Raw genomic sequence first — 11,695 nt, 5'->3', positions numbered from 1 at the left:
GGGCACGCCGTGCGACCGACGCCCCCGTTCACCCGGGTCGACGACGCTCCTGCGCGCGACGCACCCGTTCCGGCACCCTGCGCTCCGGGCGGCCGACCGCGCGGCACATGGCCGCGGTCACGCATGCTTCCCGGGGCAGCTCCTCGTGGGGCCCGCCCCCGACGAACCAGCGCAGCTGGTCCACCGCCTGGAAGATCAGCATATCGACACCCGGTGCGATCGCTCCCCCGGCGTGCTGCCACGCGGCGGCCAGCTCGGAGGGCCACGGGTCATACGCGACATCCAGCAGCACCCCGTGCACGCTGGGCCGGGTTGCACGCCACAGCCGGGCGAGGTCGTCGGCGGCACGCGGCGGCAGGGTCGAGACCACCACGTCCGCGTGCCGGAGCAGCTCGGGGGCCGCGGACCACGGCCGGACGTGCACCGTGGCGCCCAGCGCACCGGCCACACCGTCGAGGGAGCGGGCGCGGGATGCCGTGCGCACCGCCACCTCCACCGCGGGCGCCCCCAGGGCCCGCAGGGCGGCCACCGCGGCGTGCGCGGTGGCTCCCCCGCCCAGCACGACGGCGCGGGGCGCCTCCGGAACCGGCCCCGCGGCACACAGCGCGGCCATGATCCCCATGACGTCCGTGTTGTCCGCCACGGAACCCTGCGGGGTGAAGGTCAGGGTGTTGGCCACCCCGAGGGCTTCCACCAGCGGGGTCACCCGGTCCGCGTCCCGCGCGGCCAGGGGCTTGAGGGGCATGGTCACGGAGAACCCGTTCCACCCGCCGTCCTCGCGGGCTCCCGCCCAGAACGCCTCCCACCCGGACTCGGGAACATCCACCCGGGTGTAGTCGGTGCTCAGCCCCAAGGCCTCCCCGGCCGCGGTGTGCAGCGCCGGGGACAGGGAGTGAGCCACCGGGTGGCCGAGGACGGCCGCCCGCAGCCTGGAGGGTGTCACCGGGGGCACGTCAGGAGCACTTGCCCTCGTTGTCCGCGCACCACTGCTGGTACTCCTGCACGTACTTCTGGTGCTCCTCGTACGTCTTGGCGAACTTGGTCTCACCCGTGTCCAGGTTCACGGTCACCCAGTAGTAGTAGTCGTTCTTCTCCGGGTTGGCCGCCGCCGCAATGGCGTCGTCGCTCGGGGACCCGATCGGACCGACCGGCAGACCGGGGTTCGCGTAGGTGTTGTACGGGTTGGACTTGTCCTTCTTCTCCTCCTCCGTGAGGTGCACGGTCTTCTTGCCCAGACCGTAGGTCACGGAGGCGTCGGACTGGATGAACCCGCTGGTCTCGCCGTCCGGGTTGTTCATGCGGTTCTCGATGGCTCCGGCCACGGAGGGGTAGTTCTGCGGGGTGCCCTCGAACTCGACGATCGAGCCCACGGTGAGCACCTCGAACCAGCGGTCCTCGGGGACGTTGTTCTTCTCCAGGGTGGCCCGCGTGCGGTCCACCATCTCCTGCAGGATCTGCTCGGCCGTGGCGTCCAGGGGGAAGTGGTACTCGCCCGGGTGCAGCCAGCCCTCCAGGTTGGGGAACTGCTCGGGGATCCCGAACGTCTCCTTCTGCTTGGCGAGCTTCTCGAACTCGGAGCGGTCGATGCCGGTGGCCTCGCTCAGGGCGGTGAAGGTGTCGTCCATCCGCTGGGTCTTGGGGATCGCCGCGTAGTGCGTGGCGGCTTCCTTCTCCATCAGGGAGTTGACCACGTCCTCGGAGCTCATCCTGGTCTTGAGCTGGTACTCACCGGGCTGGATGAAGTCCTCGGGGTACTTCTTCTGGAACGTGGACACGAACGTGGAGGCGTCCGCCACGATGTCCTGGGACTCGAGATCCTGCGCGATCTGCCCCGTGGTGCTGCCGTCCGCCACGGAGAACGTGACGTCCTGGTCCCCCGAGCCGTGGTAGTCCTTGCGCTCGAAGAGCCCGAAGGTGGAGCCGAGCACCGCCACCACCACGATCAGTGCCGCGACGAACAGGGCGATGGCCGTGGTCATGGACGCGCGGGAACGGGCCTGGCGGCGCTTGCGCTGCTCCGGCGTCACCTCGTGGTGCTCGAAGGAGCCGGCCAGCTGGGAGTGGGAGCCGCCGTCAGAGGCGTGCGAGGAGCTCAGCCCATCACCGTTAGACCCGTGCGGGGTGTTCCCGTCACCGGTTGCGTTGTCCCGCGGCTCATCGCTCACGAATACTCTCCGTCCGCCGTTCTGGTGGTCTTGGGGGCATCCCCCTGTGGGGAGGTCACCCGCCCCTCGGTGCACTGCTGCGCCTGTTCCACGGCCCCGACCCGCTCGCCCGGCTCCACGCCGGTGCGCAGGCCCTGGTCCACCGCAGTCTGCAGGAAGGTCACGGCGGCCGCCTGGTCGACCCTGTCCATGTGGTCCCTCCGGGAGACCCCGGAGTCCAGCATCGACTGGTGGGCAGCGACCGTGGACAGCCGCTCGTCCACCAGGCGCACCTGCGTGGTGCACCCCCGTGAGCCTAGCCGACGAACGAGCATCGCGGCGTAATCCCTGGCCATGACGGTCGAATCGTTCTCACGTCCGTCCAGGCTGCGCGGCAGGCCCACGTACACCGTGCGCACGTCCCGCTCCTCGCAGAGCCTGGTGATGATCTTCACGTCGAAGGCCTTGCGGGGGTTGGAGTCCCGCGCGAGCGTCTGGTGCGGGGTGGCCAGAACGCACCCGGGGTCGGTCAGGGCGATGCCCACCCTGACCTTCCCCACGTCCACGCCCATGCGCACGGCACGCTCGAAGGACTCGGACATCAGCTCGCGCAGTCCTGGATCTGCCGCCGCACCGCCGCCAGCGCATCGGGGATCCGGGCGGCGTCGGAGCCGCCGCCCTGGGCGACGTCCGGCTTGCCGCCGCCACCGCCACCGAGGACCGTGGCCGCGGTGCGCACGAGCTGGCCGGCCGCGAGACCTGCCTGCCGGGCGGCGTCGTTGACCGCCACCACGATCAGCGGACGGTCGTTGGCGACGCCGGTCACGGCCGCGAGCGCGGGATCGGAGCCCAGGCGGGTGCGCAGGTCCAGGGCGAGGGAGCGCAGCGCGTCCGCGGAGGCGATCTCCCCGGCGTCGTGCAGCACGGCCGTGACCGTCCCGATGCGCTCGGCGTCCTGGGCGAGCTGGCCGGCCTGAGCCTGCAGCTGCTGCTGGCGCAGGCCGGCGAGCTGGCGCTCGGTCTCCTTGAGCTTGTCGAGGGTGGCCGCGAGACGCTCCGGCAGCTCGGCGCTGGACTGCACCTTGAGCATTCCGGTGAGCTGGTTGACCAGCGTGCGCTCGGCGGCCAGGTGGTTGAACGAGTTCAGGCCCACGAGCGCCTCCACGCGACGGTTGCCCGAGCCCACGGACTGCTCCGAGACCAGGGACAGCGATCCCAGCTGGGACGTGGAGCCCACGTGGGTGCCGCCGCACAGCTCACGGGACCACGGGCCGTTCATCTCGACCACGCGGACCTCGTCCCCGTACTTCTCGCCGAACAGGGACATGGCCCCGAGCTTCTTGGCCTCGGCCAGCGGCATCTCGCGAGTGACCACCTCGAAGTCGTCGCGGATGGCGGTGTTGGCGATCTGCTCGATCTCCTGGATCTGCTCCGCGTTCAGGGCCTCCCCGTGGGAGAAGTCGAAGCGGAGGTAGCCCTCCTTGTTGAACGAGCCGCGCTGGACCGCGTCCGGGCCCAGGACGTCGTGCAGGGCAGCGTGGATCACGTGCGTGCCGGAGTGGGCTGCCTCGCCGTCGTGGCGGCGGCGGGAGTCCACGCGGGCGGTGACCTCGTCCCCCACGACCACCTGGCCGGAGGCGACCGTGACCTTGTGCACGGACAGGCCCTTCACGGGCTGCTGGACGTCCTCCACGCTCAGGCGCAGCCCGTCCGCGGAGTCGATGGTGCCCACGTCCGCGGCCTGGCCACCGGCCTCGGCGTAGAACGGGGTGCGCTCGAGCACGATCTCCACGTGCTCGCCCTCGCTCGCGGCGGGCACGGAGACGCCGCCCGAGAGGATGGCGCGCACCGTGGTGGGTGTGACCAGTTCGGTGTAGCCGGTGAACTCGCTGCCGTGGTCGTCGAGCATGCGGCGCAGCTCGGAGAGGTCCGCCATGGCGCCCTTCTTGGCGCGGGCGTCCTCCTGGGCGCGCTGGCGCTGCTCGGCCATGAGCTCGCGGAACGCCTTCTCGTCCACGGCGACGCCGGCCTCGCCGGCCATCTCCAGGGTGAGGTCGATCGGGAAGCCGAAGGTGTCGTGCAGGGCGAAGGCGTCCGCCCCGCTCAGCGCGCGCTTCTCCCCCTTGGCCACGTCCACGGCGTGCTCCAGGCGGGTGGTGCCGGACTCGATGGTCTTCAGGAAGGCCCGCTCCTCGGCGTACGCGATCCGCGAGATCCGCTCGAAGTCCTCGGCCACCACGGGGTAGACGCCCTTCATGGCGTCCCGTGACTCCGGCAGCAGCACGGGCAGGCAGGGCTCGGTGACCCCGAGCAGGCGCATGGCCCGCACGGCACGGCGCAGCAGCCGGCGCAGGATGTAGCCGCGGCCCTCGTTGCCGGGCGTCACGCCGTCGGCGATGAGCATGAGCGAGGAGCGGACGTGGTCGGCGACCACGCGCATGCGGACGTCGTCCTCGTAGCCCTCCTCGCCGGCCTTCTCGGCTCCGTGGTAGGTGCGCCCGGAGAGCTTGGCCGCGGCGTCGAGCACGGGTCGGACCTGGTCCGTCTCGTAGAAGTTCTCCACGCCCTGCAGCAGCATGGCCAGACGCTCCACGCCCAGGCCGGTGTCGATGTTCTGCTGCGGCAGGTCGCCCAGGATCTCGTAGTCCTTGCCGTTGCCCTCGCCGCGCTGGTACTGCATGAACACGAGGTTCCAGATCTCGATGTAGCGGTCGTCGTCCACCGCCGGACCGCCGTCCTTGCCGTAGCGCGGGCCGCGGTCGTAGAAGATCTCGGAGTCGGGACCCGCGGGCCCGGGCTGGCCGGTGTCCCAGTAGTTCTCGTCACGGCCCATGCGCTGGATGCGCTGGGCGGGCAGACCCACGGTGTCGTGCCACAGGTCGTAGGACTCCTGGTCCCCCTCGTACACGGTGACCCACAGCCGCTCCGGGTCCAGCCCGAAGCCGCCGTCGGCCGCGGCAGTGGTGAGGAGCTCCCAGGCCATGGGGATGGCCTGGGACTTGAAGTAGTCGCCGAAGGAGAAGTTGCCGGCCATCTGGAAGAACGTGCCGTGGCGGGCGGTCTTGCCCACCTCGTCGATGTCCAGGGTGCGGATGCACTTCTGCACGGAGGTCGCCCGACGGTAGGGAGGGGTCTCCTGGCCCAGGAAGTACGGGATGAACGGCACCATGCCGGCGATCGTGAACATGGCACCGGGCTGCTGGGACACCAGGGACGCCGAGGGCACCACGTGGTGGCCCTTGGCCTCGAAGTAGCTCAGCCAGCGCTGGGTGATCTCGTGAGAGAGCATTACCGCTCGTTTCCTTCCGAAGGGGTGTGTTCGATGACCCGGGCCCGGGGGTCCTCCGGGTCGGTCGAGGAGTCGTGGGACGTGACCGGGTGCCACGGGACACCGGCGGGGGGCACGGCGTCGTCGGGCGCCGCCGGGTGGTTGGCGGTGTGGTCCACGGGAGAGCGCACGCCGAACTGCTGCTGCAGCTGCGCCTCGCGCTCCTCCATGCCCGCCCGGACCCGTGCCGTGAACTCGCCGAAGCGCCGGGCCGCGGTGCGCAGGGTGTCCACCGCGGCGGGTCGGGCGCGGTGCGCCACGTCCCCGTGCGGCGCGCGCGCCACGGCCGTGCTCTCGGGAGTCCCCTGGATGGCCCGGGACAGGGACTGCCGGGCCGCGGGATCGGAGGCGACGCGGGTGGCCGCGCCGCCCACCAGGGCGCCGGCGGCGAGCAGGGCGAGTTTGGACCACATTCCCATGGTCAGCTCCTGGTGTCCGTGGGTCCGGAACCATCAGCGGATGGCTCGTGCCCGGTGTGGTCCGCGGGGCCACCGGAGGCGCCCCGGGGCTGGGAGGACGGTGCGGGGCCGGGACGGGTCCCGGCTCCCCCGGCGGCGCCCGCTGCGCCCGGCGCCCCGGGCTGGGGCGAGAAGGCGCGGCGCAACCCGTGGGAGAAGGACGCCACCTTGATCAGGGGCTGCCCCACGGTGGAGGCCACGAGCGAGGACAGTGCCGACACGTTCGCCGAGGCGTCGGAGACGTTCGAGGTGATCCCGTCCACCTTCTCCAGCTGGGTGTTCGTGGTGGTGACCGTGCGTGTCACCTCGTCGATCAGCGGCGTGGTGCCGTCGTTGATCGAGCGGATGGTCAGGCGCAGCTCGTCGAACACCCGCCCGAGCTTCACGATGGGCAGCGCGAGCAGACCCACGAGCACCGCGAACACCAGCACCGCGAGCAGCCCGGCGATATCTCCACCGTCCATGGGTGACCATCACTTCCGTCCGTGTGTCGTCGTCGAGGTCGGCGCGAAGGACCGACCGAAGCGCAACTCTACCCAACAACCCGGACACGACCGAGCACCGAGGAGCGACCCCGCGGCACCGTGCGGACCCGTGAGCGGGCGCCGGTCGGCGGTGCAGGCAGCCGGCCACTGCCCGCTCGTCCGGATTCAGGAACGCGGACAGCCCGCGGGGTGAACCCGCGGGCTGTCCGGTGGCCGAGCGCTGGGCGGTCGGCCGCGCACGAATGATCAGGCCATGCGTGCGTAGTACTCGACCACGAGCTGCTCCTCGCAGGTCACGGGGACCTCGGAGCGCTCGGGCTTGCGGGAGAGCGTGGCCTGCAGCCGGTCGATCGTCACGTCCAGGTACGGCGGGGTGTCCGGCAGGACATCCTGGTTCGCACCGGTCGCGGCGATCTGGAACGGCACCATCTTCTCGGAGCGCGGGTGCACGTGGATCATCTGACCCGGGCGCACGCGGTACGAGGGGCGGTCCACGCGCTGGCCGTCCACCATGATGTGCCGGTGCACCACGGCCTGGCGGGCCGCGGCCATCGTGCGGACGAAGCCCGCGCGCAGCACGAGGGCGTCCAAGCGGGTCTCGAGCAGGGCGATGAGGTTCTCACCGGTCTGACCCTCGACGCGCTTGGCCTCCACGTAGGCGCGGTGCATCTGCTTCTCGCGGATGTTGTACTGCGCGCGCAGCCGCTGCTTCTCGGTCAGGCGCACCTTGTAGTCGGAGTCCTGCTTGCGGCGGGCACGGCCGTGCTCACCGGGGGCGTACGGGCGGCGCTCGAAGTACTTCTCGGCCTTCGGCGTCAGTGCAATGCCGAGGGCACGGGACTTGCGCACCTGGCGGCGCGCACGGGAGCTGTTGTTCTGGGACAAAGCATGCCTTTCATGCGGTTCGACGGCGTACGGGCACAGCCCGCGTTCCGTTCTGGGTGGTACTGGCCTCCTGCGCGGGGGAATCGGTTCCCGCGGGAGAGGTGCGGATCAGCCGCAATCCGACGAACCTAGCGTCCACCGTGTGCTCACCGGGCCCTTGAGGGTGTCAGGGGCGCCGAAGGTCCACCGGGGACGTGCCAGCCAGCGTTCCACTATAGCGGACTCAGTCCACGTCCTCGTTCACCCAGTCCAGCGACTTGGTCACTGCCTTGCCCCAGTTGCGGAACAGCTTCTCCTGCTGCTCACGGTCCCCCTCGGGCTCCCAGCGCTTGTCCTCGGCCCAGTTCTGGGTGATCTCGTCCAGGTCCGCCCAGAAGCCCACCGCGAGGCCGGCGGCGTACGCAGCACCCAGCGCAGTCGTCTCCGTGATCTCGGGGCGGATCACGGGCACGCCCAGCTGGTCCGCCTGGAACTGCATGAGCAGCTCGTTGGCCGTCATGCCGCCGTCCACGCGCAGCTCCACCAGGTCCTGCTGCGAGTCCTTGTTCATGGCCTCCACGACCTCGCGCGACTGGTAGGCGGTGGCCTCCAGCACGGCGCGGGCGATGTGCTCCTTGCGCACGTAGCGGGTCAACCCCACCAGCGCGCCACGGGCGTCCGGGCGCCAGTGCGGGGCGAACAGACCCGAGAACGCGGGCACGAAGTACGCCCCGCCGTTGTCCTCGACGGCGCGCGCGAGCGGCTCGATCTCCTTCGCGTCCTGGATGATGCCGAGGTTGTCCCGCACCCACTGCACGAGCGATCCCGTGACGGCGATCGAGCCCTCGAGCGCGTAGACGGGCTTCTCGCCCTCGATCTGGTAGCACACCGTGGTGATGAGCCCGTGCTCCGAGCGCACCGGGGTCTCCCCCACGTTCATCAGCAGGAAGCTGCCCGTGCCGTAGGTGTTCTTGCCCATGCCGGGCTCGAAGCACGTCTGACCGAACATCGCGGCCTGCTGGTCACCCAGGATGCCCGCGATCGGGACCTGCTTGAGAAAGCCTCGGGCGCGGCCCTTGCCGTAGACCTCGGAGCTGCAGCGGATCTCGGGGAGCATGGACATCGGGATGCCCAGCGTCTCGCAGAGGTCCTCGTTCCAGTCCAGGGTGTCGATGTTCATGAGCAGCGTGCGGGACGCGTTGGTCACGTCCGTCACGTGCACGCCCTCGTTGGTGCCCCCCGTGAGGTTCCACACGAGCCAGCTGTCGGTGGTGCCGAACAGCAGGTCACCCGCCTCGGCCTTTTCGCGAGCGCCCTCCACGTTGTCCAGGATCCACTTGACCTTGGGGCCGGCGAAGTAGCTCGCCAGGGGCAGCCCGGTGAGGTTCCGGAAACGTTCCTCACCGCCGTCCTCGGCCAGCTCGTCCACGATCTCCTGGGTGCGGGTGTCCTGCCACACGATCGCGTTGTAGACGGGCTCGCCGGTGTTCTTGTCCCACACCACGGTGGTCTCGCGCTGGTTGGTGATGCCCACGGCGGCAAGGTCCTCGCGGGTCAGCTCGGTCTCGGCGAGCGCGTCCGCCACGCAGCGGCGGGTGTTGCGCCAGATCTCCTGGGCGTCGTGCTCCACCCAGCCCGCGCGCGGGAAGATCTGCTCGTGCTCGTACTGGCCCAGGCCCTTGATCTTCCCGGAGTGGTCGAAGACGATGGCGCGCGTGCTCGTGGTGCCCTGGTCGATGGCCATCACGTACTGGGGTTCGCTCATGGGGTGACTCCTTCGTCAGTTGTGTGTCGTGCTCGGGTGCGGTGCGCTCAGCCGATGAGGTGGGCCGCCACACCGGCGAGCACACCGCCCACCACGGGGCCGAGCACCGGGACCCAGCTGTAGGACCAGTTGCTGCCGGGCTTGCCGGGAATGGGCAGCACCGCGTGCGCGATGCGGGGGCCGAGGTCGCGGGCAGGGTTGATGGCGTAGCCCGTGGGGCCGCCGAGGCTCATGCCGATCGCCACCACCAGCACGCCCACCGCGAGGGGGCCGAGCTCGCTCGGTGTCTCCCCGAAGACGAGGATCACGTACACGAGCACGAAGGTGGCGATGACCTCGGTGAGGAAGTTCCAGCCGTGGCTGCGGATCTCGGGCCCGGTGGAGAAGACGTCGATCGTGGGCACGCCCTCGCGCCCGGCGGCGTCGAAGTGCTTCTTGTAGGCGAGCCAGCACACGACGGCACCCACGAAGGCACCCACCATCTGCGCCACGATGTAGACGAGGGTGCTTGCGACGCTGATGGCCACCCCGGGTGCGTACTCGGGCTCCTGGCCCGCGAGCATGCCCAGCGTCACCGCGGGGTTGAGGTGCGCTCCGGAGGCGTGGCCCACGTACACGCCGGCGAAGACGGCGAAGCCCCAGCCGAAGCTGATGAGCAGCCAGTCCGCGCCGTTGCCTTTGGTGCGCGGGAGCACCACGTTGGCCACCACGCCGCAGCCCAGCAGCACGAGCACGGCCGTGCCGAAGGCCTCCGACATGAAAACGGTGGACAACGCCACCTCGGTCACTTCATTCACAGCACCCTCCATTGGGTGTTCGGGGGCCCGGACTGTCCCGGGCCCGAGATCTTGTCTCAGCCCCGCTGCTGCGGGTACGGGTTGCCCGCGCCCTCGCGCAGCCGCTGGGCGGTGTCCTCGTCGTTCTCCTGCAGGGCGGCGTGCTCGGCGCGGCGCATCTGCTCGTAGAGATCCACCTGACGTGCGCGCTCGGCCTCGTCCCAGCCGAGGACGTCACCCATGATGCGGGCGATCTCCGGGGCCGCGGCGGAACCGCCGTCGCGCTGCTCGTAGTTCAGGTGGGTGCGCCGGCACATCACGTCCTCGAGGTCCAGGGCGCCCTCGTGGGTGGCCGCGCGCTGGATCTCGATCTTGAGGTACTGCTCGGCGCCGGGGACGGGCTCCCCCAGTTCGGGGTGGTCCGTGATGGTGTCGATCATCTCCAGCGTCTCGTCCCCGTAGCGGTTGAGCAGACGCTCGACCACGACCTGCTCCATACCGGCGCGGGCGGCCAGGTGCTCCGACTGGTTCATCAGACCGGACCAGCCCTGCGCACCCAGCAGCGCGACGTGCTCGGTGATGGACGGGTTCTCCTTGGCGGCCTTCTTGCCGAGCGCGGCGTCCACGGCGTCCTTGCCCATCACGCGGTAGGTGGTGAGCTTGCCGCCTGCGATGGTGAACAGACCGGGCGCGGCCTCCACCACGGAGTGCTCACGGGAGATCTTGGTGGACGGGGTGGCCTCGCCCTTGGTGCCCGGCTGCACGAGCGGGCGCAGCCCGGCCCACGTGCCGATCACGTCGTCCATGGTCAGCGGGTCCCGCAGGATCTTGTTCGCGTGGTCCAGCACGTACTGGGCGTCCTCGCGCGTGGCCGTGGGGGTGGCCAGATCCCGCTCGTACGGGGTGTCCGTGGTGCCGATGACCCAGTAGTTGTCCCACGGGATGATGAACAGCACGGACTTCTCCGTCTGCAGGATGATGCCGGTGGAGCCGTCCAGGCGCTCCTTGGGGACCACGATGTGGATGCCCTTGGAGGCCAGCACTTTCAGGCCGGTCTCGGACTCCGCGAGGTCCTGGACCGGCTCGGTCCACACACCGGCGGCGGAGATCACGACCTTGGCGCGCACCTCGCGGGTCTCCCCCGTGGTGAGGTCCTCGATGTGGGCCCCGACCACGCGGCCGGAGTCGTCACGGATCAGGTTGCGGGCCGCGGCGCGGTTCGCCGCGAGGGCCCCGTAGCGCTGGGCCGTGCGCACGAGGTCCAGGGTCAGGCGGGCGTCGTCCACGCGACCGTCCCAGTAGGCGATGGCGCCCACGGCGGCGTCGTCGCGCATGGCCGGGAAGGTCTTGCGCACGCCGGCGGCGCTGAGGTGGCGCTGGATGGGCAGGGACTCGGCCTTGGCGCCCACGTGGGCGAGGGTGTCGTACATGCCGATGCCCGTGGCCACGAAGGGGCGTTCCCAGCCCTTGTGGGTCAGCGGGTACATGAACTGGATGGGCTTGACCAGGTGCGGGGCCAGCCGGTGCATCAGGAGGTCGCGCTCCTTGAGGGCCTCCGCCACGAGCGCGAAGTTCAGCTGCATGAGGTAGCGCAGCCCGCCGTGCACCAGCTTGGAGGAGCGCGAGGAGGTGCCCTGGGCCCAGTCCTGCGCGTCGATGATGGCGGTGGACAGACCACGGGTGGCCGCGTCCAGGGCGATCCCCGCGCCCGTGATGCCGCCACCGATCACCAGGACGTCCACGGGGTGCTCCGCCATGGCGCGGAGGTCGTTGTTGCGCTGCTGTGCGTTCAAAGAGGTCAGTGGCACGGTTGCCGCTCCTGTCTACCGGTGGGTAGCTGACGATCGATTCGGGTGAGAGTCACAATAGTCCTCA

General features: G+C 70.4%; 10 protein-coding genes. All 10 read right to left on the bottom strand.

Translation table 11 applies throughout. The features are described 5' to 3' along the window. Positions 1 to 28 precede the first annotated feature (28 nt). The 10 genes from P8S73_RS00970 to P8S73_RS00925 all read right to left on the bottom strand — a co-directional run bounded on the left by P8S73_RS00970 (position 29) and on the right by P8S73_RS00925 (position 11,628). On the bottom strand, positions 29 to 943 hold the full coding sequence (locus tag P8S73_RS00970; protein ID WP_019309285.1) for a shikimate dehydrogenase: 915 nt from the start codon (positions 941 to 943) through the stop codon (positions 29 to 31). A 10-nt stretch (positions 944 to 953) separates the two neighbouring features. Next, positions 954 to 2,165, bottom strand: coding sequence for an endolytic transglycosylase MltG (mltG, locus tag P8S73_RS00965; RefSeq protein ID WP_019309286.1), 1,212 nt, complete (start codon positions 2,163 to 2,165; stop codon positions 954 to 956). Continuing rightward, positions 2,162 to 2,746 carry a Holliday junction resolvase RuvX gene (gene ruvX / locus P8S73_RS00960; protein WP_019309287.1) on the bottom strand — a complete coding sequence of 195 codons (585 nt, stop codon included), beginning with the start codon at positions 2,744 to 2,746 and terminating at the stop codon, positions 2,162 to 2,164. Before ruvX ends, mltG begins: the two co-directional genes overlap by 4 nt. Beyond that, complete coding sequence (gene alaS / locus P8S73_RS00955; protein ID WP_019309288.1) at positions 2,746 to 5,433, bottom strand: alanine--tRNA ligase; 2,688 nt, start codon at positions 5,431 to 5,433, stop codon at positions 2,746 to 2,748. Before alaS ends, ruvX begins: the two co-directional genes overlap by 1 nt. Continuing rightward, on the bottom strand, positions 5,433 to 5,891 hold the full coding sequence (locus P8S73_RS00950; protein ID WP_019309289.1) for a hypothetical protein: 459 nt from the start codon (positions 5,889 to 5,891) through the stop codon (positions 5,433 to 5,435). Before P8S73_RS00950 ends, alaS begins: the two co-directional genes overlap by 1 nt. Positions 5,892 to 5,893: 2 nt before the next feature. Next, a complete protein-coding gene (locus P8S73_RS00945) occupies positions 5,894 to 6,394 on the bottom strand; it encodes a DUF948 domain-containing protein (protein WP_019309290.1) in 501 nt (166 codons plus the stop codon). A 267-nt stretch (positions 6,395 to 6,661) separates the two neighbouring features. Continuing rightward, positions 6,662 to 7,300, bottom strand: a complete 639-nt coding sequence (gene rpsD, locus P8S73_RS00940) for a 30S ribosomal protein S4 (protein ID WP_012398417.1) — start codon at positions 7,298 to 7,300, stop codon at positions 6,662 to 6,664. 223 nt (positions 7,301 to 7,523) lie between these two features. Further along, positions 7,524 to 9,044: a glycerol kinase GlpK gene (glpK, locus tag P8S73_RS00935; RefSeq protein ID WP_039101138.1), complete on the bottom strand. Its 1,521-nt coding sequence runs from the start codon at positions 9,042 to 9,044 to the stop codon at positions 7,524 to 7,526. A gap of 47 nt (positions 9,045 to 9,091) precedes the next feature. Continuing rightward, positions 9,092 to 9,841, bottom strand: a complete 750-nt coding sequence (locus P8S73_RS00930) for an MIP/aquaporin family protein (RefSeq protein ID WP_039101137.1) — start codon at positions 9,839 to 9,841, stop codon at positions 9,092 to 9,094. Positions 9,842 to 9,897: 56 nt separating this feature from the next. Beyond that, entirely contained in the window at positions 9,898 to 11,628 is a 1,731-nt protein-coding gene (locus P8S73_RS00925; RefSeq protein WP_039101136.1) for a glycerol-3-phosphate dehydrogenase/oxidase, read from the bottom strand. Positions 11,629 to 11,695 lie beyond the last annotated feature (67 nt).

The sequence above is a fragment of the Kocuria sp. ChxB genome (assembly GCF_044359605.1).
Lineage (GTDB): Bacteria > Actinomycetota > Actinomycetes > Actinomycetales > Micrococcaceae > Kocuria > Kocuria rhizophila.
This window is presented reverse-complemented; position numbering and strand designations above follow the sequence as displayed.